26 protein-coding genes are annotated in these 25,870 nt (G+C 65.6%); 17 read left to right on the top strand and 9 right to left on the bottom strand.

Annotated features, from left to right (window positions below; translation table 11 throughout):
* The first annotated feature begins 11 nt into the window (after positions 1–11).
* Genes ATF69_RS09070 through ATF69_RS09085 form a run of 4 tightly spaced genes read left to right on the top strand, consistent with a single transcriptional unit; the run spans position 12 to position 3,233 of the window.
* Positions 12–941, top strand: coding sequence for an amidohydrolase family protein (locus ATF69_RS09070; RefSeq protein WP_146870663.1), 930 nt, complete (start codon positions 12–14; stop codon positions 939–941).
* Positions 942–945: 4 nt separating this feature from the next.
* Positions 946–1,386, top strand: a complete 441-nt coding sequence (gene ligA / locus ATF69_RS09075; RefSeq protein WP_056067994.1) for a protocatechuate 4,5-dioxygenase subunit alpha — start codon at positions 946–948, stop codon at positions 1,384–1,386.
* A gap of 2 nt (positions 1,387–1,388) precedes the next feature.
* Positions 1,389–2,255: a class III extradiol dioxygenase subunit beta gene (locus ATF69_RS09080; protein WP_056742996.1), complete on the top strand. Its 867-nt coding sequence runs from the start codon at positions 1,389–1,391 to the stop codon at positions 2,253–2,255.
* 24 nt (positions 2,256–2,279) lie between these two features.
* Entirely contained in the window at positions 2,280–3,233 is a 954-nt protein-coding gene (locus ATF69_RS09085; RefSeq protein ID WP_108498508.1) for a Gfo/Idh/MocA family oxidoreductase, read from the top strand.
* Positions 3,234–3,311: 78 nt separating this feature from the next.
* On the opposite strand, the gene ATF69_RS09090 is transcribed toward ATF69_RS09085, so the two are convergent.
* Entirely contained in the window at positions 3,312–3,917 is a 606-nt protein-coding gene (locus ATF69_RS09090; protein ID WP_146870664.1) for an ATP-dependent Clp protease proteolytic subunit, read from the bottom strand.
* Positions 3,918–4,051: 134 nt separating this feature from the next.
* Positions 4,052–5,371, bottom strand: coding sequence for a flavin-dependent oxidoreductase (locus tag ATF69_RS09095; protein WP_146870665.1), 1,320 nt, complete (start codon positions 5,369–5,371; stop codon positions 4,052–4,054).
* A 235-nt stretch (positions 5,372–5,606) separates the two neighbouring features.
* Between ATF69_RS09095 and ATF69_RS09100 the strand changes: the two genes are divergently transcribed.
* Positions 5,607–5,990, top strand: coding sequence for a hypothetical protein (locus tag ATF69_RS09100; protein ID WP_146870666.1), 384 nt, complete (start codon positions 5,607–5,609; stop codon positions 5,988–5,990).
* A gap of 142 nt (positions 5,991–6,132) precedes the next feature.
* On the opposite strand, the gene ATF69_RS09105 is transcribed toward ATF69_RS09100, so the two are convergent.
* Positions 6,133–6,756, bottom strand: a complete 624-nt coding sequence (locus tag ATF69_RS09105; RefSeq protein WP_146870667.1) for a hypothetical protein — start codon at positions 6,754–6,756, stop codon at positions 6,133–6,135.
* Positions 6,757–7,117: 361 nt separating this feature from the next.
* On the opposite strand from ATF69_RS09105, the gene ATF69_RS09110 reads away from it, so the two are divergent.
* The 3 genes from ATF69_RS09110 to ATF69_RS09120 all read left to right on the top strand — a co-directional run bounded on the left by ATF69_RS09110 (position 7,118) and on the right by ATF69_RS09120 (position 9,664).
* On the top strand, positions 7,118–7,915 hold the full coding sequence (locus ATF69_RS09110; RefSeq protein WP_342212238.1) for a sigma-70 family RNA polymerase sigma factor: 798 nt from the start codon (positions 7,118–7,120) through the stop codon (positions 7,913–7,915).
* A gap of 62 nt (positions 7,916–7,977) precedes the next feature.
* A complete protein-coding gene (locus tag ATF69_RS09115; protein WP_146870669.1) occupies positions 7,978–8,586 on the top strand; it encodes a YdeI/OmpD-associated family protein in 609 nt (202 codons plus the stop codon).
* Positions 8,587–8,644: 58 nt separating this feature from the next.
* Complete coding sequence (locus ATF69_RS09120; protein WP_146870670.1) at positions 8,645–9,664, top strand: aldo/keto reductase; 1,020 nt, start codon at positions 8,645–8,647, stop codon at positions 9,662–9,664.
* Between the two features lie 79 nt (positions 9,665–9,743).
* On the opposite strand, the gene ATF69_RS09125 is transcribed toward ATF69_RS09120, so the two are convergent.
* Positions 9,744–10,664, bottom strand: a complete 921-nt coding sequence (locus tag ATF69_RS09125; protein WP_146870671.1) for an OmpA family protein — start codon at positions 10,662–10,664, stop codon at positions 9,744–9,746.
* A 103-nt stretch (positions 10,665–10,767) separates the two neighbouring features.
* The gene (locus ATF69_RS09130) at positions 10,768–11,145 is read right to left on the bottom strand and encodes a DUF4398 domain-containing protein (protein ID WP_146870672.1); all 378 of its coding nucleotides are present in this window, start codon (positions 11,143–11,145) and stop codon (positions 10,768–10,770) included.
* Positions 11,146–11,518: 373 nt separating this feature from the next.
* Here ATF69_RS09130 and ATF69_RS09135 point away from each other — a divergent pair, with 373 nt between their 5' ends.
* On the top strand, positions 11,519–12,622 hold the full coding sequence (locus tag ATF69_RS09135) for a mechanosensitive ion channel family protein (RefSeq protein ID WP_146870673.1): 1,104 nt from the start codon (positions 11,519–11,521) through the stop codon (positions 12,620–12,622).
* A 112-nt stretch (positions 12,623–12,734) separates the two neighbouring features.
* Here the strand turns inward: ATF69_RS09135 and gap are convergent, their stop codons facing one another.
* Both gap and tkt read right to left on the bottom strand, forming a co-directional pair.
* Positions 12,735–13,733 carry a type I glyceraldehyde-3-phosphate dehydrogenase gene (gene gap / locus ATF69_RS09140; RefSeq protein WP_056068017.1) on the bottom strand — a complete coding sequence of 333 codons (999 nt, stop codon included), beginning with the start codon at positions 13,731–13,733 and terminating at the stop codon, positions 12,735–12,737.
* Between the two features lie 88 nt (positions 13,734–13,821).
* Entirely contained in the window at positions 13,822–15,903 is a 2,082-nt protein-coding gene (gene tkt, locus ATF69_RS09145) for a transketolase (protein ID WP_146870674.1), read from the bottom strand.
* A gap of 123 nt (positions 15,904–16,026) precedes the next feature.
* Here tkt and speD point away from each other — a divergent pair, with 123 nt between their 5' ends.
* From speD to pyk, 5 genes are all read left to right on the top strand, one after another.
* A complete protein-coding gene (gene speD, locus ATF69_RS09150; protein WP_056068022.1) occupies positions 16,027–16,416 on the top strand; it encodes an adenosylmethionine decarboxylase in 390 nt (129 codons plus the stop codon).
* A complete protein-coding gene (locus ATF69_RS09155; protein ID WP_146870675.1) occupies positions 16,413–17,189 on the top strand; it encodes a nucleotidyltransferase family protein in 777 nt (258 codons plus the stop codon). The genes speD and ATF69_RS09155 overlap by 4 nt, the downstream gene beginning before the upstream one ends.
* On the top strand, positions 17,186–18,583 hold the full coding sequence (locus ATF69_RS09160; protein WP_146870676.1) for an aminopeptidase P N-terminal domain-containing protein: 1,398 nt from the start codon (positions 17,186–17,188) through the stop codon (positions 18,581–18,583). Before ATF69_RS09155 ends, ATF69_RS09160 begins: the two co-directional genes overlap by 4 nt.
* Before the next feature lie 2 nt (positions 18,584–18,585).
* Positions 18,586–19,383, top strand: coding sequence for a CPBP family intramembrane glutamic endopeptidase (locus ATF69_RS09165; RefSeq protein ID WP_244303682.1), 798 nt, complete (start codon positions 18,586–18,588; stop codon positions 19,381–19,383).
* 108 nt (positions 19,384–19,491) lie between these two features.
* Positions 19,492–20,928 (top strand): pyruvate kinase, encoded by a 1,437-nt coding sequence (gene pyk, locus ATF69_RS09170; protein ID WP_056743254.1) that lies wholly within the window; start codon positions 19,492–19,494, stop codon positions 20,926–20,928.
* Positions 20,929–21,001: 73 nt separating this feature from the next.
* Here the strand turns inward: pyk and ATF69_RS09175 are convergent, their stop codons facing one another.
* The gene (locus ATF69_RS09175) at positions 21,002–21,565 is read right to left on the bottom strand and encodes a phosphatase PAP2 family protein (protein WP_146870678.1); all 564 of its coding nucleotides are present in this window, start codon (positions 21,563–21,565) and stop codon (positions 21,002–21,004) included.
* Positions 21,558–22,319, bottom strand: coding sequence for a phosphatase PAP2 family protein (locus ATF69_RS09180; protein WP_082564866.1), 762 nt, complete (start codon positions 22,317–22,319; stop codon positions 21,558–21,560). Before ATF69_RS09180 ends, ATF69_RS09175 begins: the two co-directional genes overlap by 8 nt.
* Before the next feature lie 92 nt (positions 22,320–22,411).
* Between ATF69_RS09180 and ATF69_RS09185 the strand changes: the two genes are divergently transcribed.
* The 3 genes from ATF69_RS09185 (at position 22,412) to fba (ending at position 25,660) form a co-directional block, all read left to right on the top strand.
* A complete protein-coding gene (locus ATF69_RS09185; RefSeq protein WP_056743258.1) occupies positions 22,412–23,116 on the top strand; it encodes a response regulator in 705 nt (234 codons plus the stop codon).
* Positions 23,113–24,504: a histidine kinase dimerization/phospho-acceptor domain-containing protein gene (locus ATF69_RS09190; protein ID WP_146870679.1), complete on the top strand. Its 1,392-nt coding sequence runs from the start codon at positions 23,113–23,115 to the stop codon at positions 24,502–24,504. The genes ATF69_RS09185 and ATF69_RS09190 overlap by 4 nt, the downstream gene beginning before the upstream one ends.
* A gap of 91 nt (positions 24,505–24,595) precedes the next feature.
* Positions 24,596–25,660, top strand: coding sequence for a class II fructose-bisphosphate aldolase (fba, locus tag ATF69_RS09195; protein ID WP_099731867.1), 1,065 nt, complete (start codon positions 24,596–24,598; stop codon positions 25,658–25,660).
* The last annotated feature ends 210 nt before the right edge of the window (positions 25,661–25,870 follow it).

A 25,870-nucleotide genomic window follows, 5' to 3' on the forward strand; every position in this document is an offset into this window, starting at 1 on the left:
GACCCACGCCCATGAGCGAATTCACCAAGACCCCCGGCTGGCTGGACTGGTACGCCGGCCCCTGCAAACCCCGCTTCCAGGTGCCCGCAGGCGCTGTGGACGCGCACTGCCACGTGTTCGGCCCCGGGGCCGAGTTCCCCTACGCGCCTGAGCGCAAGTACACGCCCTGCGACGCCAGCAAACACCAGCTGTACGCGCTGCGCGACCACCTGGGCTTTGCGCGCAACGTGGTGGTGCAGGCCACCTGCCACGGTGCGGACAACCGCGCGATGGTGGATGCGCTGGTCCACTCTGGCGGCAAGGCGCGGGGCGTGGCCACCGTCAAGCGCTCGGTCACCGACCAAGAGCTGCAGGCCATGCACGACGCCGGTGTGCGTGGCGTGCGCTTCAACTTCGTCAAGCGCCTGGTGGACTTCACGCCCAAGGACGAGCTGATGGAGATTGCCGCGCGCATCGCCAAGCTCGGCTGGCACGTGGTGATCTACTTCGAGGCCGTGGACCTGCCCGAGCTGTGGGACTTCTTCACCGCCCTGCCCACCACCGTGGTGGTGGACCACATGGGCCGCCCCGATGTGAACAAGCCGGTGGACGGACCGGAGTTTGAGCTGTTCCTGAAGTTCATGCGCCAGCACCCCAATGTGTGGAGCAAGGTGAGCTGCCCCGAGCGCCTGAGCGTCACCGGCCCCAAGGCGCTGAATGGTGAGCAGAGCGCGTACCAGGACGTCGTGCCCTTTGCCCGCAAGGTGGTCGCAGAGTTCCCCGATCGCGTGCTGTGGGGCACCGACTGGCCCCACCCCAACCTCAAGGACCACATGCCCGACGACGGCCTGCTGGTGGACTTCATTCCGCACATCGCCCCCACGGCGGAGCTGCAGCAAAAGCTGCTGGTGGACAACCCCATGCGCCTCTACTGGCCTGAAGAAGTGACAAAGAAAGGCTGATGCCATGCCACTCGACAAACCCTACCTGGACGTGCCCGGCACGACCATCTTCGACGCCGAGCAAAGCCGCAAGGGCTACTGGCTCAACCAGTTCTGCATGAGCCTGATGAAGGCCGGCAACCGCGAGCGTTTCAAGGCCAACGAACGCGCCTACCTCGATGAATGGGCGATGACCGAAGAGCAGAAGCAGGCCGTGCTGGCACGCGACCTGAACTGGTGCATCCGCCTGGGCGGCAACATCTACTTTTTGGCCAAGATCGGCGCCACCGATGGCAAGAGCTTCCAGCAGATGGCGGGCAGCATGACCGGCATGACCGAAGAGGAATACCGCAACATGATGATCAGCGGCGGCCGCTCGGCCAATGGCAACCGCGTGATCGGCGAAGACGGCGACGCACAGGCTCACCGCCAGCCACAAGGCGCTGCCGGCAAGAAAGGAAACTGACCATGGCCAAGATCACCGCCTCCGTGTTCACGTCGCACGTGCCTGCCATTGGCGCTGCGCTGGACCTGGGCAAGACGCAGGAAGACTACTGGAAGCCGCTGTTCGCGGGCTACGACTTCTCCAAGCAATGGATGAAGGACAACAAGCCCGACGTGATCTTCCTGGTCTACAACGACCACGCCACGGCCTTCAGCCTGGAGATGATCCCCACGTTCGCCATCGGCACGGCCGCGCAGTTCCAGCCCGCCGACGAGGGCTGGGGCCCCCGCCCCGTGCCCGTGGTGCAGGGCCACCCCGACCTGGCCGCGCACATTGCCCAGTCGGTCATCCAGCAGGACTTTGACCTCACCATCGTCAACAAGATGGACGTGGACCACGGTCTCACCGTGCCGCTGTCGCTGATGTGCGGCGAGCAAGACCCGAAGACGGGCGCCTGGCCCTGCCCGGTGATCCCGTTCGCCGTCAACGTGGTGCAGTACCCCGTGCCCAGCGGCCGCCGCTGCTACAACCTGGGCCAGGCCATCCGCAAGGCCGTGGAGAGCTACGACGAAGACCTGAACGTGCACATCTGGGGCACGGGCGGCATGAGCCACCAGCTGCAGGGCCCGCGCGCAGGTCTCATCAACAAAGAGTTTGACAACGCCTTCCTCGACAAGCTCATCAACGACCCCGAGGCCGCCGCCAGCATCCCGCACATCGACTATGTACGCGAAGCGGGCAGCGAAGGCATTGAACTCGTGATGTGGCTCATCGCCCGCGGCGCCATGGCCGATGTGGCTGGTGGCAAGCCGCCCAAGCTGGCGCACCGCTTCTACCATGTGCCCGCGTCCAACACCGCCGTGGGCCACCTGATTCTTGAGAACACCTAAAAAACACGCCAAAGGACACACACCATGACCATCAAAGTCGCACTCGCCGGCGCTGGCGCCTTCGGCATCAAGCACCTGGACGGCATCAAGAACATTGACGGCGTCGAAGTCGTCTCCCTCATCAGCCGCGACCTGGCCAAGACCCAGGAAGTGGCCGACAAGTACGGCATCAAGCATGTCACCACCGACCTGGCCGACAGCTTGGCGATCAAGGAGGTGGACGCCGTGATCCTGTGCACGCCCACGCAGATGCACGCCAGCCAGACCCTCGCCTGCCTGGAAGCGGGCAAGCACGTGCAAGTCGAGATCCCGCTGTGCGACGTGCTGGCCGATGGCGAGAAGGTCATCGCCCTGCAAAAGCAGACCGGCCTGGTGGCCATGTGTGGCCACACCCGCCGCTTCAACCCCAGCCACCAGTACGTGCACAAGAAGATCACGGCAGGCGAGTTCAACATCCAGCAGATGGATGTGCAGACCTACTTCTTCCGCCGCACCAACATGAACGCGCTGGGCCAGGCCCGCAGCTGGACGGACCACCTGCTGTGGCACCACGCTGCCCACACGGTGGACCTGTTCGCCTACCAGGCCGGCAGCCCCATCGTGAAGGCCAACGCCATCCAGGGCCCTATCCACCCCACGCTGGGCATTGCGATGGACATGAGCATCCAGCTCAAGGCCGCCAACGGTGCCATCTGCACGCTGTCGCTCTCGTTCAACAACGACGGCCCGCTCGGCACCTTCTTCCGCTACATCGGCGACTCGGCCACGTACATCGCGCGCTACGACGACCTGGTGAATGGCAAGGAAGAGAAGATCGACGTGAGCAAGGTCGATGTGAGCATGAACGGCATCGAGCTGCAGGACCGCGAGTTCTTCGCCGCCATCCGCGAAGGCCGCGAGCCCAACGCCAGCGTGGCACAGGTGCTGCCGTGCTACCAGGTGCTGCACGACCTGGAGCTGCAGCTCAACGCAGGCTGATTGCAAGCCCAATTGGCTGCTGGCGCTTTTATATCAAGCGCCAGCAGCTATGCATTTGATAGTTAGGGGTGCCTGGCATCACTCCTTCAATGCCGCCTTGTGCTCGATGATGCGCGAGACCAGACCATAGTCCACGGCCTCTTCGGCCGACAGCCAGCGGTCGCGCTCGATGTCTGCCAGCACCACCTCCAGCGGCTTGCCGGTCTGCCGAGCGATGGTGGCTGCAATCCGCTCACGCGCTTTCACCATCTCGCGCGCCTGGATGGCGATGTCACTGGCCGGGCCGCCGGCGCCACCGCTGGGCTGGTGGATCAGAAAGCGCGTGTTGGGCAGGCAGAACCGCCGCTCGCGGGGTGCCGCCAGGTACAGGTGCGTGGCCGCGCTGCCCACCCAGCCGGTGCCAATCATGTTCACCGGCGGAGAAATGAAGCGCACCAGGTCATGGATCGTGTCGCCCGACTCCAGGTGCCCGCCGGGCGAGCTCACCAGCATGTCGATGGGCTCGGCGCTCTCGGCATCCAGCGCAATCAGCCGCCGCGCCACATCGGCGGCCAGGGTGTCGGTGATGGTGCCAAAGACCAGCAGGGTGCGGGCCTTGAAGGCTTTTTCTTCCAGGTAAGACGTGCGCGGTTCGGCGCCTTGGGTTGGGGCTGGAGCGGGTGTGGTGGTGTCTGGCGTGTCCATGGGGCAAGTCCTTGCGAGTGATAGGACTGCCTTGACGAACGAGAGACGCCGGGCGTGACATTTCTCTGCGCTTGCATATCCAGGCCAGCGCTGCATGGCGGACCCACTGGCCCGCACTGCACCCTTTGGACTGTTCAGCCTGCGGCCACGCGTTGCCCCGGCGCAATGGTGGGCGGCGCCGCATTCAGCGTCTCGATCGCAAAGCCCGCCGCCGCCTTGTAGCGGGCCATGAAGCCCTCGCGTTCCTCGCGCGGCAGCACGTCGTCGATGTGGTCGAACACCCCGCCGCAGCGCTCGTCCACCAGCCCCAGCAGACCAAACGGGCCGGAGCCCCGGTTGCGCAGCACCAGCGCAGAGATGTCCTTGCACAGCTTGTCGTCATAGGCACGCAGCGCCTGCGGGCCCACACCGTGCGCGATGAGCTGCGCCCCCAGCACGCGCGCATCCACGATGGCCTGGCTGGCACCGTTGGAGCCCACGGGGTACATCACATGCGCCGCGTCGCCCAGCAGCGCCACGCGGCCGTCTACCCAGGTGGGCACGGGGTCGCGGTCGATCATGGGGTACTCAAAAATGTCCTTGGCGCCGCGCAGCATGGCAGGCACGTCCAGCCAGCTGTAGTTCCAGCCCTCGAAGTGGTGGATGAACTCCTCCAGTGCCACGCGCCGGTTCCAGTCGCCCTGCTGCCAGCCGCCCTGGTTGTCGACCGTGATCTCGGCGATCCAGTTGATGGTGGCCAGGCCTGTGGCCGGGTCGGGCGGGGTGATGGGGTAGAACACCACACGGTGCCGCAGCGAGCCCACGCCCACAAACGACGCGCCCGTGCGCACCGGCACCCCCGGCGTGGTGCCGCGCCACATGATGGCGCCGCCCCACTGGATGGGCGGCTGCGTGGGGTGCATCTGCGCCCGCACGGCCGAGTGCAGGCCATCGGCGGCAATCAGCAGCGATCCGGCTACTTCACGCTTCTCACCATCGCGTGTCTCGGCAATGGCGATGACGCCATTCGCCTCCTGCCGGTAGCCCACCACCCGCTGCCCCAGTTGCACAGCGTCGTTTCCCAGGCGCTCTCGCACGGCGTTGAACAGCATCATCTGCAGCTGCCCCCGGTGCACCGAATACTGGGGCCAGTGGTAGCCTGCGTCCAGCCCGCGTGGCTCGGCGTACACCTCGTTGCCGTTGCGACCCACCAGCGCCCATTCGCGCGCCTGCAGGCCGATCGTGTCCAGCACCTCGTTGCCAAACCCCAGGTCGTGCAGTTCTCGCACGGCGTTGGGCTGCAGGTTGATGCCCACGCCCAGCGGCTGCAGCTCGGGCACCGATTCAAAGACGATGCAGGGCACGCCGATCTGGTGCAGGGTCAGGGCATTGGCCATGCCACCGATGCCGCCGCCAGCGATCAGGACGGGGCGGGGCGAGGAGGGGTGTGAAGTAAGAGTAGGTGCGCCAGACATGCCGAGATTGTCCATGGAACGGCGGGTGGAGCTTGTCGCGGACGCCGCAGGCGAATCGGGGGAATAGCGGGTGGCTTTTTGCGGCGGGTTGTGCCCGTTCAGCCAGCCTTGTCAGGCGTAGGTACCTAGGTTGTTCCCAGACCAGAGGGTTAGGCTGCATTGCAACTGCTGGGGACATTGGAGTGAGTACTATCGGCCGAGAGCTTTCGTTCAACCATCCTCTTAGAAGCATCACATGAATCAGCGCGGTACAGGCCTGCCTATCTCACGAGATGATCAAGTCGAATGGTTCCATCAACTTGCAGCGTTGTCGGAGGGCGAGTTGCTCGCCTGGGCTGGCACGGATTACGTGAGCCACTTGGCGGAGTTTGTTCGCAACCACGTTGCAGATTACTCAATTCCAGAGCGCGCTACGCCGCGAGAGATAGTCGCTCTCGTGGTTGGCCTTAGAGGCAACGAGAGTGAGTGGAATCACGCGCTGCAAGCGGCATTGATTCGGGCCGATGACGTGAAGGACACATCTCGCAGCGAAGCGAAACAAATGCTGAGGGCCTTTGCAGTCAATTGTCCTTGGGTGCTATTCAAAGAAGTGGCAGTTAACCAAGCAAGCTGGTACTGATCACTATCGACTGACGTCCGGAATGGGCCCTGAGCAGCCGCCTGCTTCAAAGAACCGCAATACATTCACTCGGGCGCCAATGCCGCTCCACGTCAGGTCTCCTGCCGCAGGATCGGACGTACAGGCGGCGTTTCCAAGCCCCTCAGCGTCGCCTGGTGATGGCTTCTCTCTGTTCATCGCTCATCTTCTCAAGCTTGTCGTGCAAGTCACGCCACGAGCCCTTGTGGCGAGAGCCGAAGATGAGCAAGCTGGCGAGTGACCAAAACAGCCCGAACGCGATGACTAACCCCACCCATGTCAGTAAGGCCTCCAGGGGTTTGTAGTCACCGCCCCGCATCACTAGCGCCCCGGTACGCCATGCCCATAGCAACAGACCCAGGGGCGCCAGGGCAAAGACAACTCCCACGGCCAGCCCCACACGAGGTAACGCCTTGCCCAGACCGACCACTACCCAGCAAACTGCCACCATCGTGACCAGTGCGGCCAAGTGTCCAGGGAGGACCACCCAGCTCAAACACGCCACTAGCACCTGCACCATCGCCGTTCCCACAACCGAGCCCTGGTTGCCACCGCGCTGTGTGGCGCTGGCCGACCCTGGCGTCGAGTCACCATGCTCCAGCCTGTAGTGCAAAACCTCCCGTGCGATGGCCATCGTTGGTGCCGCAAGTTGACCTTCGGCGATTCGGCGTTCCAGCTCCTCGATGGGCATGTCGTGGTACAGCGCAGCCAGTGAAGCCCGCTTCTTTTCGCTGAGAACGTTCGTCATTGTGGCAGTCAACGGGTAGAAGGGGCGTTGTTTGCCCCGGCGACAACTGGAGCGGTGGAGGAAGTAAGGGCTATGGTTCCGGCACGGAGAGCGCACCCGACGGAGCCGCAGCGAGGTGCACTATAGCCTGCGCTATGCCTGAAGAAAGTGTTGATCACCCTCATGGCGTGGCCTCCATGGAACCGATGCCAATCGTTTGCAGACCGAAAAGTTCGTTTGGGACGAGGCGGCTTTGCGCGAGCTCTGCATCCCGTGGCGAGGTCGAGGCGTGCTCGCTCTGCATTGGGCCTCCATCTTTTGCCCTGGTGCGCGTCCAGTCAGGCTGTGGCACCATGCTCCGATGCGAAAAGACGAACACACCGTGGCGCTCGTAGGCGCCAGCCGCAGTGCCTTGGTGCGCGCCGCCACGCGCCTTCTAGGCCCGGCCGATGCTGAAGACGCGGTGCAGGACGCCTATGTGCGCGCGCTGGAGGCCAATGTCCCTGCGCTCAATGCTGCCCAGGCCTGGCTGCTGACAGTGGTGCGCAATCTGGCCATCGACCGTTTGCGGCGGCGCCAGTGGATGGCGCAATGGCTGGCTGAAGCCGTGCAGAGCGTGCACGCCGATGTCGCTGGCGCGGTCGCACCTTCTGCGGAGGCCGATGCTGCTCTTGCGCAGCAGGCCACGCTGGCGCTGCGGCGACTGGCAGAGTGTGTGACGCCCGCGGAGGGCGCTGCGGTGCTGTTGCATGCGGTGTTCGACGCTAGCCATGCCGAGCTGGCGCAGGCCAGCGGTCGGTCTGAAGCAGCCAGCCGCCAGCAACTGCGCCGCGCCTTGCAGCGGCTGCGGCAGGCGCAGGAGGGTGACGAATCCAGCCATGAACCCAAGGGCGCCACCGCAGCAGCGCTGCGCCTGTATCTGCAGTCGCTGCAATCGCGAGACCCACAGACACTGTGGGCGCTGCTGCGCCAGCCGCCCGTCAGCGCGGGGGCGGTGCATGCCGCAGCCCAGGCGATGCAGCTTGTGCCACCGCGTGCCCAGCACGCAAGCGCCACTGTGGGTGGGGTGGTGCAGGTAGGCGGGCAGTTGGGGCTGGTGCTCACGCTCGATGGTGTGACGCTGTGCGTGGTGCCGCTGGGGCCACACGCCGAGCAAGTGCATGACGCCGTGGTGGCCTGACCCGCGCACCTGCATCTGCAGCTGGTAGGAAGAAGGCAAGACGGAAGGACGTTTGCAGCACCATGATCCAGCAGCCCGCGCCCACCTTCTTTGCCACCCCGCAGGCGTTCCGCGATTGGCTGGAGCGCCACGCTGCCAGCGCGACGGAGCTGCTGGTGGGTTTTCACAAGGTGGGCTCGGGCCGCCCCAGCATGGGCTGGCCGGAGTCGGTGGACGAAGCGCTGTGCTTTGGGTGGATCGATGGCATTCGGCGGCGTATTGACGAGCACACGTATTCGATCCGCTTCACGCCGCGCAAGCCGTCGTCGATCTGGAGCGCGGTCAACATCGCCAAGGTAGAGCAGTTGCAGGCGGCAGACCGCATGACGCCTGCGGGGCTGGCCGCCTTCGCGCACCGCAAGGCAGACAAGTCGGCCATCTACTCGCACGAGCAGGCGGGGGTGGCCGAGTTGCCGGTGGCGCTGCAACGCACGTTCCAGCGCAACAAGGCCGCGTGGCGGTACTTTCAGGAGTCCACACCGCCCAGCTACCGCAAGGTGATGCTGCACTGGGTCACATCCGCCAAACGTGATGCGACCCGGGAGGCGCGGTTTGCGCAGCTGGTGGCCGCCTGTGCTGCGGGCGAGCGCATTGAGCTGTGGGCGAAGCGGCCACCCGTTGCAAAGGCTTAGCCCAGCCTCCAAGCCCGAGCCACCCGGTGGGTTGCCTCGCTTGCCGTAAGCTCGCGGCATGCAACAAAGAAACCTTGGACCTTTCTCCGTCTCGGCCATCGGCCTGGGCTGCATGAACCTGTCGCACGCCTATGGCTCCCCGGTGTCTGCCGAGCAGGGCGAACGCGTGCTGCTGGCCGCGCTGGATGCGGGCGTGACGCTGTTTGACACCGCCACGCTGTACGGCTTTGGCGCCAACGAAACCCTGGTGGGCCGTGTGCTGAAGCAGCACCGCAGCCGTTTCACCCTGGCCAGCAAATGCGGCATGCAGGGCGTGGATGTGAATGGCGACGGCAAGCTGGTGCGCGTGATCGACGGCCGCCCCGCCACGCTGCGCCAGACCTGCGAAGACAGCCTGCGCCGTCTGCAGACCGACGTGATCGACCTGTACTACCTGCACCGCTGGGACAAGAAGGTGCCCATTGAAGACAGCATGGGCGCACTGGCCGACCTGGTGCGTGCGGGCAAGATCCGTAGCATCGGCCTGTCGGAGGTGTCGGCCGCCACGCTGCGCAAGGCGCACGCGGTGCACCCCATTGCTGCGGTGCAGACCGAGTATTCGCTCTGGACGCGCAACCCCGAGATTGCTGTGCTGGACGCCTGCCGAGAACTGGGCGCCGCCTTTGTGGCGTTCAGCCCCGTGGCGCGGGGCTTTCTGTGTGGCGATCTGCGCGATGTGAGCACGCTAGATGCCAAGGATATCCGCCGCGCCATGCCCCGTTTTGCGCCCGACGCCTATGCCGCCAATCTGAAGCTGCTCGATGGCTACCAAGCCATTGCGCACGATGTGGGTTGCACCCCCGCCCAGCTGGCGCTCGCGTGGCTGCTGCACAAGGCCGAGCACATCATTCCCATCCCAGGCACCACCAGTGTGGAGCATTTGCAGGACGACCTGGATGCTGCCAACGTGCGGCTGGACGCCGCCACCATGGCGCGGCTGGATGCGCTGATCAACGAGCGCACGGTCGTGGGCCATCGCTACAACGCACAAGCCGCGAGCGAAGTCGATACCGAAACGTTTGAAGACCGCGCAGCGTAGGCGGCGCGGTCTTTGTGGGCTTCAGTGCAGGTTCACTGCAGTTTCAATACGGCTTGACGGTGGGGCTTTTTGTGGAGCCTCAACGGCCTCGCAAATTGCCCTTGTCATCGGCAATCACGATCTCCACACGGCGGTTCATGGCGCGGCCTTCGGGCGACGCGTTGTCAGCCACCGGGTGAGCCTTGCCGTAGCCGCGTGCGGCGATGCGGCTGCTGTCCACGCCGCGCTGCACCAACGCATCGCGCACGGACTGTGCGCGGCGGTCTGACAGGTCCTGGTTGTAGCTGTCGCCACCCACGCTGTCGGTGTAGCCCTCGATCAGCAGCTTGCGGTCCGGGAACTGTTTGAGAAAGTTCGCCAGCTTGTCCAGGCGCGGGCCGGCCTGGGCCGAGAGCTCGGCCTTGTTGAAGGCAAACAGCACATCGCCCAAGGTCACCAGTAAGCCGCGTTCGGTCTGCTGGGCTTCGAGTTCGCGCAATTGCGCTTCGAGTGCGCGCACGCGGTCTTGTGCTGCATTGGCCTGGGCCATGGCAGCGGTGGCTTGCGCCTGCTGTTGTGCGGCGCGTTGCTCGGCGCTCATCGCCTGCTGCTGGGCTTGCTGGGCGCGCAGGCGGGCCGCGTCAGCCTCTTGGGTGCGGGCCTGCAGACGGATGCGGTCGGCTTCGCTGCCGGCCTGTTGGATGTTGGCATCGAGCTGGCGTGCGCGGGCTGCGTTGGTGGCGATCTCGGCGCGTTGACGGGCGATGTACGCCAGGTGGTTGGTCTCGGATGTATCGTGGTCGTCCGCCCACACGCGGTCGGCCTGGGCGAGCGCATCGGTGGCCTGCTTCAGTTCGAGCTGCGCGTACTGGTTCACAGTGGGGTCTCCGGCCGCAGTGCCCACTGCGGTGCGAGCCTCTTCCAGTGCAGGCGATGGCGTGGTGCTTGCACACGCGGCCAGCAGGCCAACGGCAATCAGGCTGGTGCACAGGGCGGTGGTGCGATGAAAAATGCGGTGCATGGTCAGGTGTTCCTTGAAATGGGATGGGGCAATCGCGGGGCCTCAACGGTGTGGTGCCTGAGGCGAAGCCAGGGGGCGCGGTGGCCCCATGGTTGGCGCTGGCTCAGCGGGGCGATCGGCGGTTGATTTCTTCTTGCAGTGCGCGGATACCGTCTTGCACTTGGGCGAGGTTGGCGGCATTGCTCGCCGCGTCTGCGCGGGTTTCAGCGACACGGGCATCTACCTCGGCCTCAGCGGCCAGGCGGCGCGCTGCCACATAGTCCTTTTCTGCCATCGCTTTTTCGGCCTGCATCAGCTTCTCGCGTGCTTGTTGCAACTGCACGGGGGCGCTGGTGGCCACAGCCGGGGCAGCCGCCACGCGGTTGACAGTGGTTCGGGTGACCGCCATCTGTTCGGTGGGCGCCGGGGTGGAAGAACAGGCGGTCAGTGCGCCCAGTGCGAGTGCCGCTGTGGCGGTACGGATCAATGCGGATGAATGCATGGTGTGGTGGACTCCTCTGGAGGTGGTTGGGTAGGCCGTGCCGACGTAGCGGGCGGGCCACCAGGGGGTTCTGGTGTTGATGCATTGTTGGGGCACGCCCGGCAAGCAGGCGTAGGCCCTGCCTCTGTATTGCTGTGGGGCATGTCTTACGAACACTTGCAAACAAGGCGCTCTCCATTTGCTTGAAGCAGAGTGGCTTGTTGCGTTCGGGAACTCTCATCTCCCCCGGGTCTCGATCAATGACAGCGCGCGCACGCAGCGTGTTGTTGCGGGTGCCCTTCACCCGTACGCCACGTCCCATGGCCGGGCACCTGCGCGGGCGCTGCGCACGCCTGCTTCATCACCGCAACACAACGAAGAGGAGAGTTACTGCATGCCGCCATCCACCTTTTTTACCTGGGTCCAGGAGACCACCTTTGCGGGCGTGCCGCTATGGAGCCTGTGTGTGGCCCTGGCGGCGGCTGTGGCCACCTACGCAGCCATCCTTGTGGTGCTGCACCTGCTGACCCGCCGCGCCAAAGTGTGGGCCACGCAGTCACACAGCGGCATGGCACTGACCCTGGTGGATGTGCTGGAAGGCACGAGCCGCACACTGATGCTGGTTGTGGCACTGCTGGTGGGCGCAAGCCTGCTCGACCTGCCGGGCCGCTGGGAGAGCCGTCTGAGCCAGCTGTGGTTTGTCGCCGTGGCGCTGCAGATGGGGCTGTGGGGCATGCGCGCGATTGGCATTGGCGTACGCCGCTATGTGGAGCGGCACTCGTCCAGCGGCATGACGCAGGTCAGCGCCTCGGCCACGCTGATGTCGTGGGGGCTGCGCACGCTGCTGTGGAGCGTGGTGCTGCTGGCCATCTTGTCCAACGTGGGGGTGAACATCACGGCCTTCATCGCCAGCCTGGGGGTGGGCGGTATTGCCGTGGCGTTGGCGGTACAGAACATTTTGGGCGACCTGTTCGCATCGCTAGCGATTGCGGTGGACAAGCCTTTCGAGGTGGGCGACTTCATCGTGGTGGGCAATGTGTCGGGCACCGTGCAGGTGATTGGTCTCAAGACCACGCGCATCCGCAGTCTGCAGGGCGAGCAGATCGTGATGTCCAACACCGACCTGCTCAAGCAGACCATCAGCAACTTCCGCATGCTAGAGCGGCGGCGCATCGTGTTCACCTTTGGCGTAGCCTATGGCACCACCCCCGAGCAGGCCGAGGCCATTCCAGGCGTTGTGCGCAACCTCATCGAGGCACACCCGGAGCTGCGCTTTGACCGTGCACATTTCAAGGCGCTGGGCACCAACTCGCTGGACTATGAGGTGGTCTACATCGTCGAAGACCCGGCCTACAACCTCTATATGGACCTGCAGCAGTCCATCAACCTTGGGCTGCTGCGCGAGTTCAAAGCCATGGGCGTGGAATTTGCGTTTCCTACCTGCACGGTGCACATTGCCAGTGCGCCGCCGCAGGCACCTGCCGCTGCCATGCTCTGAGGCGGGGCAAGCCACCACAAACGCGCAGACGAAAAAAAGCCGGCAGCCTTTGCAGGCGACCGGCTTGAACAGGGTAGTTGCTTCTAGCGCTTTTTCAACTTCTCAAAAAAGCTTACTTGGCGACCACGCGCACCATTTCCAGGCACTTGTTCGAGTAGCCCCATTCGTTGTCGTACCAGCTCACGACCTTCACGAAGGTGCCGTCCAGCGCGATGCCGGCGTCAGCGTCAAAGATGGACGTGCGGGTATCGCCACGGAAGTCGGTGGCCACCACCTTGTCTTCGGTGTAACCCAGTACGCCCTTCAGGGCGCCTTCGGACTGGGCCTTCATTTCGGCCTTGATTTCTTCGTAGGTGGCAGCCTTGTCCAGCTCCACCGTCAGGTCCACCACCGACACGTCGGAGGTGGGCACGCGGAAGGACATGCCGGTCAGCTTCTTGTTCAGCGCAGGGATCACCACGCCCACGGCCTTGGCAGCGCCAGTGCTGGAGGGGATGATGTTTTCCAGAATGCCACGGCCGCCGCGCCAGTCCTTGTTCGAAGGGCCGTCCACGGTCTTTTGCGTGGCGGTGGCGGCGTGCACGGTGGTCATCAGGCCGCGCTTGATGCCCCACTTGTCGTTCAGCACCTTGGCCACGGGGGCCAGGCAGTTGGTGGTGCACGATGCGTTGGAGATGATGGCCTGGCCCGCGTACGTGTCGTGGTTCACGCCGAACACGAACATCGGGGTGTCGTCTTTCGACGGAGCCGACAGGATGACCTTTTTGGCGCCAGCGTCCAGGTGCTTCTGCGCGGTGACCTTGTCCAGAAACAGGCCGGTGGATTCGATCACCACGTCGGCGCCGACTTCGTTCCACTTCAGGTTGGCGGGGTCGCGCTCTTGCGTCAGGCGGATCTTCTTGCCGTTGACGATCAGGGTGTTGCCTTCCACGGCCACGGTGCCGTCGAAGCGGCCGTGCACCGAGTCGTACTGCAGCATGTACGCGAGGTACTCGGGCTCCAGCAGGTCGTTGATGCCCACGACTTCGATGTCGCTGAAGTTCTGGATGGCCGAGCGCAGCACGTTGCGGCCGATGCGGCCGAAGCCGTTGATACCAATCTTGATCGTCATAGGGAGCCTCTTCAAAGTTGCAAAGTCGAAATCATGAATTGGCCGCCGCGCGCCCGCTGGCAGCGGTGCGCAGCGGGCAAAGGGCGTTTTAACGGGCCTTCTTGGCGGGCTTCAGACGGGCCGCGCCGATGGCCACCAGCACTGCGTCGGCCACGTTCTCTTCGGTGAAGCCGAAGTGCTTGAACAGCACAGGCGCGGGGGCCGATTCACCGTAGGTGTCGATGCCCACCACGGCGGCGCAGCCGTACTTCCACCAGCCGTCGGTCACGCCCATTTCCACGGCCACGCGCGGCACGCCCGCAGGCAGCACACTGCTCTTGTACTTGGCATCTTCGCGGTCAAAGGTGGTGGTGCTGGGCATGGAGACCACGCGCACGCCGATCTTCTTGTCGGCCAGCAGGCGCTGGGCCTTGAGGGCTAGTTGTACTTCAGACCCGGTGGCGATGATCACGGCCACGGGCTTCTTCTTGATGCCCACGTCGGAGGGTTCTGACAGCACATAGGCGCCGCGCGAGATGTCGCCCAGGTCGCGCTTGGGCGCGTAGGGCAGGTTCTGGCGCGACAGGGCCAGCACGGTGGGCTTGTTGCGGTTGGACAGGGCTACGCTCCAGGCCACGGCGGTTTCGGCCGTGTCGGCAGGGCGCCACACATCCAGGTTCGGGATCAGGCGCAGGCTGGCCACGTGCTCGATGGACTGGTGCGTGGGGCCGTCTTCGCCCAGGCCGATGGAGTCGTGCGTGAACACGTGGATCACGCGCTGCTTCATCAGCGCTGCCATGCGGATGGCGTTGCGGCTGTAGTCGCTGAACGTGAGGAAGGTGCCGCCGTAGGGGATGAAGCCGCCGTGCAGTGCCACGCCGTTCATGATGGCGGCCATGCCGAACTCGCGCACACCGTAGTTGATGTGGCGGCCACCGACCTTGTCGCCATTCGCGGCTTCGGTCTTGACCACGTTGCCCTGCATGTCAAAGCGCAGGTTGGGCGTGCTCTTGGTGTTGGTGAGGTTGGAGCCGGTCAGGTCGGCGCTACCGCCCAGCAGTTCGGGCAGGGCGGCGGTGAAGGCTTCCAGCGCCAGCTGGCTGGCCTTGCGGCTGGCCACGGTTTCGCCCTTGGTATGGGCGGCCACCACGGTGTCCACGGCCACCTGGGCAAAGTTGGCGGGCAGGTCGCCGTTCATGCGGCGCGTCAGCTCGGCAGCCAGCTCGGGGAATGCATTGCTATAGGCGGCAAAGCGGTCGTTCCAGGCGGCTTCAGCGATTTGGCCCTTGGCCTTGGAGTCCCAGCTGGCGTAGACGTCTTCGGGGATCACGAAGGGTTCGCTGGCCCAGCCCAGGGCTTCGCGGGTCAGCGCGATTTCTTCGGCGCCCAAGGGCTCGCCGTGGGCCTTGGCGGTGTTGGCGCGGTTGGGGCTGCCCTTGCCGATGTGCGTCTTGCACACGATCAGGGTGGGGCGCTCGGTCTGCTTCTTGGCTTCTTCGATGGCGGCGGCCACCTTGTCAGCATCGTGGCCGTCGATGGGGCCGATCACGTTCCAGCCGCTGGCCACAAAACGCAGGGGGGTGTTGTCGGCAAACCAGGGAGCGACCTGGCCGTCGATGCTGATGCCGTTGTCGTCGTACAGGGCGATCAGCTTGTTGAGCTTCCAGGCGCCTGCCAGAGACACGGCTTCGTGGCTGATACCTTCCATCAGGCAGCCATCGCCCAGGAAGGCGTAGGTGTGGTGGTCCACCACGGCATGGCCTTCGCGGTTGAACTCGGCGGCCAGCAGCTTTTCAGCCAGCGCAAAGCCCACGGCATTGGTGATGCCCTGGCCCAGCGGGCCGGTGGTGGTCTCGACGCCAGCGGTGTAGCCCACTTCGGGGTGGCCGGGCGTCTTGCTGTGCAGCTGGCGGAAGTTCTTCAGCTCGCCAATCGGCAGGTCGTAGCCCGTGAGGTGCAGCAGCGCGTACAGCAGCATCGAGCCGTGGCCGTTGGACAGCACAAACCGGTCGCGGTCAAACCACTGGGGGTTGGTGGGGTTGTGCTTGAGGTGGCGGCTCCACAGCGCCACGGCCATGTCGGCCATGCCCATGGGGGCGCCGGGGTGGCCGGAGTTGGCTTGTTGAACGGCGTCCATGGCCAATGCGCGGATCGCATTTGCCATCTGTTGGGATTGCTGGGTGTTGGCCATGGGGGGAGAGTTCAGGGTGGGTGAGTCGGGGGAAACCCGGCATTTTACCGAGGTGGCTTGCGCTCACCTGAATTCGCAGGCTGCCAGCAGGAAGCCCGGTGGCAATGCACTACAGTGCGGCCCATGCAAGGACTGCATCTCACCGCCGATCTCCATGGCTGCCGTTGCGCCTCCGCATGGCTGCTGGACGCTACCGCCCTGGGTCGCGCCTGTACCGAAGCGGTGCGCGCCGCTGGGCTCCAGCCTGTGGGGCAGTTGTTCCATGAATTTCCTGCCACCGAGCATGGCCCCGGCGGGGTGACTGCCACGGTGTTGCTGGCCGAGTCGCACCTGTGCGTGCACACGTGGCCCGAGCAGCGCGGCGTGACGCTGGATGTGTATGTGTGCAATTTCGGCGCCGACCATTCGGCCAAGGCGCGTGCGCTGATGGAAGCCCTGCTGGCCTTGTTCGACCCCACCACCGTGGAGCGCCATGCGCTCCAGCGGGGCTCTGTGAGCGGGGTGGCGGCATGAGTGCCGCCCGCCATCAGGTGCCTGCCCTGCTTCTGGCCGCAGGCCGTGGCGAGCGCATGCGCCCGCTGACCGACAGCATGCCCAAGCCGCTGCTGCAGGTGCAGGGCCAGCCACTGCTGCAGTGGCACCTGCAGGCTTTGCTGGACGCAGGTGTGGAGCGGGCGGTGATCAACACCGCATGGCTGGGCGAACAGATCAGCGGGTATTTTTCTAGCATTTTTGCCTCCAAGCGCTGGAAAAATATGCCTGAGCAGCTATCAATTTCATACTCCCACGAAGGGGTGGACTTTGGCGGCGCGCTGGAAACCGCTGGCGGTATCGCCCGTGCATTGCCGCAGCTCGGCCCGGTGTTCTGGCTGGCCGCAGGCGATGTGTTTGCGCCCGATTTCGTGTTCGACAGCGCAGCGGTAGCGGCCTTCGAGGCCAGCGATCATTTGGCCCACCTGTGGCTGGTGCCCAATCCGGCGCATAACCCGCGTGGCGACTTTGGCTTGTCGGCAGACGGGCTGGCGCTCAACCTGCCCGCCGACGACCCCGCACCGCGTTACACCTATAGCACCATCGCCCTGTTGCGCGCCGAGCTGTTTGCAGCGCCGTGGTGCGACATTCCGCCCGGAAACCCCAGCGGCATCAAAGCCCCGCTGGCGCCGCTGCTTCGCCGTGCAATGGACAATGGCCGCGTCAGTGCGCAGCTCTACACCGGCCGCTGGACCGATGTGGGCACGCCAGAGCGGCTGGCCGAACTCAATTCCTATTCTCACGACGCGCCATGAACACCACCGTGCCTGCCTCTGTCTATGCCCAGCGCCGCGCGCACCTCGCTGCCCAGTTGGGCCCCGGGGGCATTGCCATCATTCCTACGGCACTGGAGCGTCCGCGCAACCGGGACAGCGACTTTCTGTTCCGCCACGACAGCTACTTCTACTACCTGACAGGCTTTACCGAGCCTGGCGCCTGCCTAGTGCTGGCGCACGATGGCCGCAGCACGCTGTTCTGTCAGCCCAAGGACCTGGAGCGTGAGATCTGGGACGGCTACCGCCTGGGCCCGACCGCTGCGCCTGCGGCCTTGGGTGTGGATGCCGCGCATTCGATGGCCGAACTGGACAGCAAACTGCCACGCCTGCTCGAAAACACGGCCTGCGTCTGGTACCCGTTTGCCACGCACAGCGGCTTGGCCGCCCGGGTGGAGGGCTGGCTCAACGTGGTGCGCGGCCGTGTGCGCTATGGCGCCATCTGCCCCGCAGAACAGAACGACCTGTGCACGCTGCTCGACGAGATGCGCCTGTTCAAGGACACCCACGAGCAGGACATCATGCGCCGCGCCAGCGCCATCAGCGCGCAGGCCCACATCCGCGCCATGCAGCGCTCGGCCCGCATGCTACGCGCCGGGGAGGATGTGCGCGAATACCACCTGGATGCCGAACTGCTGCATGCGTTCCGCGATGCGGGCTCGCAGTACCCGGCCTACAGCTCCATCGTGGCCGCCGGTGCCAACGCCTGCGTGCTGCACTACCGGGCCGATGCCGCACTGGTGCGCGATGGCGAGCTGGTGCTGATCGACGCGGGCTGCGAGCTGGACAGCTACGCCAGCGACATCACCCGCACCTTCCCCGCCAACGGAAAATTCACGGGCCCGCAACGTGCGCTGTACGACCTGGTGCTGGCCAGCCAGGATGCGGCCGTGACGGCCACCAAGGCAGGTGCACGCTTCAACGACCCGCACGACGCCACGGTGGCCGTGCTGGCGCAGGGCATGCTGGACCTGGGCCTGCTCGACAAGAACAAGGTGGGCACCGCACAGGACGTGATCGACAAGCGCGCCTACTTCCAGTTCTACATGCACCGCACCAGCCACTGGCTGGGCATGGATGTGCACGACTGCGGCAGCTATGTGGAGCCCGGCGAGGTGGGTCAGACCAGCGAACGCAAAGACCCGCTCTCGGGCGAAACGATCACCAATCGCCCCAGCCGCATCCTGCGGCCCGGCATGGTGCTGACCATCGAGCCCGGCATCTACGTGCGCCCCGCCGACGGCGTGCCCGAGCAGTTCCACAACATCGGCATCCGCATCGAAGACGATGCCATCGTCACCGAGACGGGTTGTGAGCTGATTACGCGCGGTGTCCCGGTGAAAGCCGACGAAATCGAAGCGCTGATGCGCGCCTGAGCGTGGGCAAAACCATGGCCGTGGACAACACTGCGGGGGCAGGCGCGGCGCGCGCTCCGGCGCAACCCGGCAAGTGGCGGCTGGGCGGTGCACTGTGGCTGCTGGGCATGCCCGGCGTGGTGGCGGTGGTCTGGGCGCTGCTGCCCACCCTGAAGGCCAACGCAGCCCTGCTGCCGCTGCCACCAGGGGTCGTGCTGGTGCTCAGCGGGTTGCAGACGGCGGTGCTCCTGGCGCTGGCCGTGGCGCTCGGGGTCTGGCTGGCGCCTCGTGTGGGCCTGCAGGCGCCGGCCATGTCGTCCTGGCTGGCCGGCCGGCCCGCAGGGCCCGCGCTGCGGGCCCAACTCCTGCCCGGAGTCTGCGGTGGGGTGGCGGGCACTGCGTGGCTATGGGTGCTGTCTCGGCTGGCGCCCACGGCGCTGCAGCCCTCCGATCCTGCCAGTGCCATGCCATTGGCGGTCAAGTTGCTGTATGGCGGCATCACCGAAGAGCTGCTGGTGCGCTGGGGCGTGATGACCCTGCTGCTGTGGCTGGGCTGGCGCCTGCTGCAGCGTGGTCAGGGGCGGCCAGGCAAGGGGCTGGTGGCTGCGGCGGTGTTGCTCAGCGCTGTGTTGTTTGCCGTGGGGCATCTGCCTGCCGCGCAGGCGCTGGCCGGGGTGTTGACCGTGCATGTGGTGGCGTTCGTGCTGGTGGGCAACACGGCCTTTGGTCTGGTGGCGGGCTGGCTCTATGCGCGCCACGGCCTGGAGGCCGCGGTCATTGCGCATGTGCTGGCGCATCTGCTGTCATCTCCGCTGCTCTGAGAGGCCGAGTCACGGTGCCGCTGCACGGGGTAACTCGCATGTAACCGCTTCGTGTGAGAATTGAAACTCGATTACATCCCCAACGACAGAGAGAAAAGAGACATGTCCATGCCTACCCGCCGCGCCACCAAGATTGTTGCCACCCTGGGTCCTGCATCGAGCGATCCGGCGCTGCTGGAGGCGATGATCCGAGCGGGGGTGAACGTGGTGCGGCTGAACTTCAGCCACGGCAAGGCGCAGGACCACATCGATCGCGCCGCCACCGTGCGTGCCGCTGCCCAGCGCGCAGGCCGCGAGGTGGCCATCATGGCCGACCTGCAGGGGCCCAAGATCCGTGTGGGCAAGTTTGCCGAAGGCAAGGTGCAGCTGGAATCGGGTGCCAAATTCGTGCTCGACGCCTCGCGCACCGAGCTGGGCGACATCGAAGGCGTGGGGCTGGACTACAAGGAGCTGCCGCGCGACGTGAAGGCGGGCGACCTGTTGCTGCTCAACGATGGCCTGATCGTGCTCACCGTGGATGCGGTGCGGGGCGAAGAAGTACACACCACCGTCAAGGTGGGCGGCGAGCTGTCGAACAACAAGGGCATCAACAAGAAGGGCGGCGGACTCACGGCACCGGCCTTGACAGCCAAGGACATGGAAGACATCCGCACGGCGATGAGCTTTCAGGCCGACTACGTGGCCGTGAGCTTTCCCAAGAACGCGACCGACATGGAAATGGCGCGCCAGCTGTGCAATGTGGCTGCTTCCGAGTACCGCCACAAGCCAGGCCTGATCGCCAAGATCGAGCGCGCCGAGGCCATCCCGCACCTGGAGGCCATCCTGCGTGTCTCCGACGGCATCATGGTGGCGCGTGGCGACCTGGCCGTGGAAGTGGGTAACGCGGCCGTGCCCGCGCTGCAAAAGAAGATGATTCGCATGGCGCGCGAGCTGGACAAGGTCGTGATCACCGCCACGCAGATGATGGAAAGCATGATCACCAATCCCGTGCCCACGCGCGCCGAGGTGAGTGACGTGGCCAACGCCGTGCTGGATGGCACCGACGCCGTGATGCTGAGTGCCGAGACGGCCGCAGGCCGCTACCCGCTCGAGACCGTGGAAGAGATGGCCACCATCTGCGCCGCGGCCGAAGCGGCGGAAGACCACCAGCTCGATGCCGACTTCACCGGCCAGACCTTTGGCCGCATCGACCAGTCCATCGCCATGGGCGCGCTGTTCACCGCCCACCACCTGGGCGCCAAGGCCATCGTCGCCATGACCGACAGTGGCGCTACTGCCTTGTGGATGAGCCGGCACAGCATCCGCATCCCCATCTATGCGCTCACCCCCAAGGTGGCCACGCAACGCAAGATGGCCATGTACCGCAACGTGCGCCCTTTGCTGATGGACACCAGTGCTGACCGCGACACTGCGCTGGATCAGGCCGAGCGCCACCTCAAGAGCCGCAACATCGTGCAAAAGGGGGATGTGTACGCCATCACCTGCGGTGAGCCCATGGGCGCACCCGGCGGCACGAACATGCTGAAGATCTGCGTGGCCAGCTGACCGATCGAAGGGTTGCTCCCTCACCGCTGCGGGTCAGCGTCCCGGGCGGGAGTCCGGCGGCGCTGGGCGGCGGTCAGTGCGCGTTGCCTTGTGGCGACTTGTGCTCCAGGGCTGCTTGCCAGCGCGGTGCGCGCGCGGCCAGTGCGTGGATGGCCGCCGCTGCCAGCCCCCCGGTGACCAGGCCCGCCAGCACATCAGACGGGAAGTGCACTCCCAGGCAGACGCGGCTCCAGACCATGGCGGCTGTGACCGCCGCGGCCAGCCAGGTCAGCCCGCGAACCGGCCGCAGGGCAAGACTCGCCGCCAGCGCGGCGGCGCCTGCCACATGCATGCTGGGAAAGCCTGCGCGCGCTGCGTGCTCGATCCACTGGACGCCAATGCCCAGCTGCGCAGGCCGCGGCGCCGGCACCGCCAGTCGCAACAGCTGTACTCCTACCCACGCCAGGGCCATGGACGCGAGCGCCAGCACCAGGGCGCGCCGCTGCGCTGCGTTGCCCAGCACAAAGCTGCCGAGCAGCAGGCCGCCCATGGCGGTGGGTAGTTGCTGTGACACCCACCGTGCCACCGCCACCACGGCAGGCAAGGTCGCGGCGTCGGCATTGAGGGCCTGAAACAGGGCCAGATCGAGTTCAAGCATGGGAGCTGTCCGGTGGCGTGGTGGTGCTGGCGAAATGCGGGAAGCGTGGACGCAGAGCCGTGGCCGCCAGGTCGCAAAGCCAGCCGGTGACCCAGCACAGCCAGCCCGTCCACAGTGTGTGGCTCATGAAATGGGCGCCCCGTACCTGCTGGGCCGCACCCAAGACGAACCCCGCCAGCAACGCACCCGCCAACCACCAGCGTGCGGCCGACGGTAGCTTGTGGCGCAATGCGAAGTAGCCTCCCAAAAAGGCGAATCCCGCCGACGCATGGCCCGCCGGAAAACAGCGACCGCTACCGCCATCGAGCACACCCAGCGCCCAGTGCGACACATGGCGCGCCACGCCGCCAAATTGTGCGAGGTCCCACGGGCAACTGGTGGCGCTGAGGTTCTTGGTGATGCTGACCACGGCCAGCGAGAGCAGGGCGCTCACGGCCATCTGCAGGCGCTCGCTGGCGTCCAGCTTGCGCAGAAAGCCGCGTGGCCACCACACGCTCAGCGCCAGCAGGAGCACCAGCAGCCAGCCCAGACGGCGGGCGCCTTCATGCAGCACCTGTACGAAAAACCACTGGTCCCGCATCGGAAACCCGTTGGACGATCCAAACACCTGCGCAAACGCCAAGTCCTGCCCTGCGGCATCCCAGGCCACCACACAGGCCAGAGCGCCCAGGGTCCAGAAAAGCAGCGTGTGGCGGTGAGAGGGGGCGTGGGGTGTGATGGGCGCGGTGGACGGCGCGACGGGCGAAGGCTGCATGTGCCGGAAGATAGGCGGGCGTACTTAACGCCGTCTTAAAGCCGGTGCCGCCCTTGTCCCGCCCCTGTCCGATGGGCTGCGACAATGCCTGCATGCGAATACTCGTGGTCGAAGACGATGCGGGCATAGCCAGTGGCCTGCGCAGCAATCTGCAGCAACGCGGCTATGCGGTGGATGTCAGTGACGGCGTCGCCAGTGCCTGGAGTGCCCTGCGCGCCGAGCGTTTTGACGCTGTGCTGCTGGACCTGGGGTTGGTGGACGGTGACGGTAGCGAACTGCTACGGCGTCTGCGCCTGAGCCCGCCCGCCACCGGGGCTGCATCGGCAGCTCTGCCGGACCCCGCTACGCCGGTCCTCATCGTCACGGCGCGTGACCAGGTGCACCAGCGCATCGCTGGGCTGGACCAGGGCGCAGATGACTACTTGACCAAACCCTTTGATGTGGATGAGTTGGACGCGCGTTTGCGGGCGCTACTGCGGCGCGCGGCGGGACGGACGTCGCCCACCATCCGTCTGGGCGATATCGAGCTGGATCCAGCGACCCGCACGGTGCGCCAGCAAGGCAAACCCGTGGAAATGTCTCCGCGCGAGTTTTCCGTGTTGTTGGTGCTGCTGGAGGCGCGGGGCCGGGTGCTGTCGCGCCAGCAGATCGAGGAACGCCTGTACAGCTGGGATGCCGCTGTGGAGAGCAATGCGGTCGAGGTCCACATCCACCACCTGCGCCGCAAGCTGGGCAGTGCCTGTATCCAGACCATGCGCGGGGTGGGTTATTTCATGCCGCAGGAGAAACCGGCGTGAACGCACCCACCGCTCCTCGCCCGGCGCCAGCGCGTCGCCCATCGCTGACCCGGCAACTGTTGCTATGGTCGCTGGGGGCACTGGCCATTGTCTGGGGCAGCTTCGTCTTCATTGGCTACCAGACCGGTGTGCACGAGGCCGACGAGCTGACCGACGGGCACCTGGCCAGCGTGGCCGCGCTGCTGCTCAACCTGCGGGCCACCGAGGCGATGCAAGGCCCGCAGCGTACCGAGCGCACCCCCACGCCCTGGCTCAAATCGCACGATTACCAGCAGACCATCAGCGTGGTGCAGTGGGATGCGCAGGGGCGGGTGCTATCCCTCACGGGTTCGGTGCCCGAGCCGCCTTTCAGCGATGCCGAGGGGTTTGCCGACCTCACGCTGGGCCTGGACAAGGTGGCCTGGCGCAGCTTCTCGCAATGGGATGCGGAGCGCACCCGCAAGATCATGGTGATGCTGGAGCTGCGCGAGCGGGACGAGCTGGCGGATGACATTGCCGGACAGCTCATCGAGCCTGGTCTGTGGTTGCTGCCTGTGGTGTCTCTGGCCCTGGGGCTCGCGCTGTGGCGGGGCTTGCGGCCGTTGTATGCGCTGTCGGCCGACGTGGCGGCGCTGGATCCCACCAATGCCCAGCGCCTGGCCTCGCGCCATGCCTGGAACGAGTTCGAGTCGGTCGTGGCATCGATCAACACCTTGCTGGACCGCCAGCAGGTCGCCATGGTGCGCGAGCGCCGCCTGGCCAATGAGGTGGCCCACGAATTGCGCACCCCGCTGTCCTCCATCGCGCTGCAGGCCAGCGCCCTCGCGGGGGAGCTGACGGAAGAGGCCCGGGCCCAGTCGCTGGCGCGCATCGGCCAGGATGCTCTGCGTGCGGGTCACGTTCTCAACCAGCTGCTGGCCCTGGCCCGCGCCAGCCGGGCCGAGCTGCACGAAGCCAAGGCGCCCGTGGACCTGAGCGCACTGGCGCGGTCGGTGTGCGCCGACTATGCCCAGGCGGCGTGGAAACGCGGCGACGACCTGGCCCTGTCGGCCCCGCCCGCGCTCACCGTGCCCGGCCATGCGGTGTTGCTGGACATCGCAGTGCGTAATCTGGTGGAAAACGCGCTCAAGCACACGCCCGAAGGCACGCAGATTGCGGTCCAGCTGGGCTCCGCCGAAGCTGTTGGCGCGTGGCTGCAGGTGTGTGACGACGGGGCACGCCACCAGGTGGGGAGCGCGGCGGGTCGCACAGCAGCGGTGCCGGTGGACAGCCTGCATCTGGGGCATGAAATCCTGCGCCGGGTGGCGGACATCCATGGGGGGCACTTTGGCGCAGCACCTGCACCGGCGCCGTTTACCACCTGCTACCGGTTGGATTTGCCATCGCCGCCCGTATCGGCCCCCGGTTAAAATTACGAGTTACCAAGCGGTTACCGCCGCGTTGCCAGGTGCTACAGCGCCTCGCGCCCTCCTTCTTCAACCCACCACGGACCCCACGACCATGCCCCTCGTTTCGATGCGCGAACTGCTCGACCATGCCGCTGCCAACAGCTATGGCATCCCTGCCTTCAACGTCAACAACCTGGAGCAGGTGCAAGCCGTGATGGCTGCTGCGGACGAAGTGGGCGCTCCCGTCATCCTGCAGGCCAGCGCTGGCGCACGCAAGTACGCGGGCGAGCCCTTCATCAAGCACCTGATCCAGGCGGCGGTCGAGGCCTTCCCCCACATCCCGCTGGTGATGCACCAGGACCACGGCACCTCGCCCAAGATTTGCCAGGGTGCCATCGACCTGGGCTTTGGCTCGGTGATGATGGACGGCTCGCTGATGGAAGACGGCAAGACCCCTTCGTCCTTCGACTACAACGTTGAAGTGACGCGCAAGGTGGTGGACATGGCGCACAAGGTGGGCGTTACGGTCGAAGGCGAACTGGGCTGCCTGGGCAACCTCGAAACCGGGGACGCGGGCGAAGAAGACGGCATTGGTGCCGTCGGCAAGCTCGACCACAGCCAGATGCTGACCGATCCCGAAGAAGCCGCCGTGTTTGTGAAGGCCACCCAGCTGGACGCCCTGGCCATCGCCATCGGCACCAGCCATGGCGCCTACAAGTTCAGCCGCAAGCCCACGGGCGACATCCTGGCCATCAGCCGCGTGAAGGAAATCCACCAGCGCATCCCCAACACCCACCTGGTGATGCATGGCTCCTCGTCGGTGCCTGCCGAACTGCTGGCCATCATCAACCAGTACGGCGGCAAGATGAAGGAAACCTACGGCGTGCCCGTCGAGGAAATCCAGGAAGCCATCAAGCACGGCGTGCGCAAGATCAACATCGACACCGACATTCGCCTGGCCATGACGGGCGCGGTGCGCAAGTTCCTGTTTGAGAACCCCGACAAGTTCGACGCCCGCGAATGGCTCAAGCCCGCCCGCGAAGCGGCCAAGCAGGTCTGCAAGCAGCGCTACCTGGAGTTCGGCTGCGAAGGCCAGGGCAGCAAGATCAAGGGCCTGAGCCTGCAGGCTGTGGCGGCCCAGTACGCCTCGGGTGCGCTGGCGCAAGTGGTGAACTGATCGTTGGCACCAGGCCCTGCGGGGCCGCTGCCCAGCCTGGCTGCTTTGTGCTGCCAGGCTTTTTTTTGCCTGTTTCCGGAGGGAGACTGGGGAGTTCCCTCTACTGCAGACAAAGGCGACAGCGACAAGATTTTCTTCATGTAAGCTCGCGGTCAGCTTGCCCACCGGCAGCGCCGCAAGAAGTGTCCGATACCAGGGCGCTTTCAACAC

It is taken from the genome of Acidovorax delafieldii (genome assembly GCF_007993815.1).
Classification (GTDB): domain Bacteria; phylum Pseudomonadota; class Gammaproteobacteria; order Burkholderiales; family Burkholderiaceae_C; genus Acidovorax; species Acidovorax delafieldii.

Coding starts and splice junctions, on each gene's coding strand:
- ATF69_RS09135 (WP_146870673.1), top strand. CDS start 11,519: ATGCCGCCATCCACCTTTTTTACCTGGGTCCAGGAGACCACCTTTGCG.
- ATF69_RS09185 (WP_056743258.1), top strand. CDS start 22,412: ATGCGAATACTCGTGGTCGAAGACGATGCGGGCATAGCCAGTGGCCTG.
- speD (WP_056068022.1), top strand. CDS start 16,027: ATGCAAGGACTGCATCTCACCGCCGATCTCCATGGCTGCCGTTGCGCC.
- ATF69_RS09080 (WP_056742996.1), top strand. CDS start 1,389: ATGGCCAAGATCACCGCCTCCGTGTTCACGTCGCACGTGCCTGCCATT.
- pyk (WP_056743254.1), top strand. CDS start 19,492: ATGCCTACCCGCCGCGCCACCAAGATTGTTGCCACCCTGGGTCCTGCA.
- ATF69_RS09125 (WP_146870671.1), bottom strand. CDS start 10,664: ATGCACCGCATTTTTCATCGCACCACCGCCCTGTGCACCAGCCTGATT.
- ATF69_RS09115 (WP_146870669.1), top strand. CDS start 7,978: ATGATCCAGCAGCCCGCGCCCACCTTCTTTGCCACCCCGCAGGCGTTC.
- ATF69_RS09095 (WP_146870665.1), bottom strand. CDS start 5,371: ATGTCTGGCGCACCTACTCTTACTTCACACCCCTCCTCGCCCCGCCCC.
- tkt (WP_146870674.1), bottom strand. CDS start 15,903: ATGGCCAACACCCAGCAATCCCAACAGATGGCAAATGCGATCCGCGCA.
- ATF69_RS09085 (WP_108498508.1), top strand. CDS start 2,280: ATGACCATCAAAGTCGCACTCGCCGGCGCTGGCGCCTTCGGCATCAAG.
- ATF69_RS09105 (WP_146870667.1), bottom strand. CDS start 6,756: ATGACGAACGTTCTCAGCGAAAAGAAGCGGGCTTCACTGGCTGCGCTG.
- ATF69_RS09160 (WP_146870676.1), top strand. CDS start 17,186: ATGAACACCACCGTGCCTGCCTCTGTCTATGCCCAGCGCCGCGCGCAC.
- ATF69_RS09070 (WP_146870663.1), top strand. CDS start 12: ATGAGCGAATTCACCAAGACCCCCGGCTGGCTGGACTGGTACGCCGGC.
- ligA (WP_056067994.1), top strand. CDS start 946: ATGCCACTCGACAAACCCTACCTGGACGTGCCCGGCACGACCATCTTC.
- ATF69_RS09175 (WP_146870678.1), bottom strand. CDS start 21,565: ATGCTTGAACTCGATCTGGCCCTGTTTCAGGCCCTCAATGCCGACGCC.
- ATF69_RS09100 (WP_146870666.1), top strand. CDS start 5,607: ATGAATCAGCGCGGTACAGGCCTGCCTATCTCACGAGATGATCAAGTC.
- ATF69_RS09130 (WP_146870672.1), bottom strand. CDS start 11,145: ATGCATTCATCCGCATTGATCCGTACCGCCACAGCGGCACTCGCACTG.
- ATF69_RS09180 (WP_082564866.1), bottom strand. CDS start 22,319: ATGCAGCCTTCGCCCGTCGCGCCGTCCACCGCGCCCATCACACCCCAC.
- ATF69_RS09090 (WP_146870664.1), bottom strand. CDS start 3,917: ATGGACACGCCAGACACCACCACACCCGCTCCAGCCCCAACCCAAGGC.
- ATF69_RS09120 (WP_146870670.1), top strand. CDS start 8,645: ATGCAACAAAGAAACCTTGGACCTTTCTCCGTCTCGGCCATCGGCCTG.
- ATF69_RS09155 (WP_146870675.1), top strand. CDS start 16,413: ATGAGTGCCGCCCGCCATCAGGTGCCTGCCCTGCTTCTGGCCGCAGGC.
- fba (WP_099731867.1), top strand. CDS start 24,596: ATGCCCCTCGTTTCGATGCGCGAACTGCTCGACCATGCCGCTGCCAAC.
- gap (WP_056068017.1), bottom strand. CDS start 13,733: ATGACGATCAAGATTGGTATCAACGGCTTCGGCCGCATCGGCCGCAAC.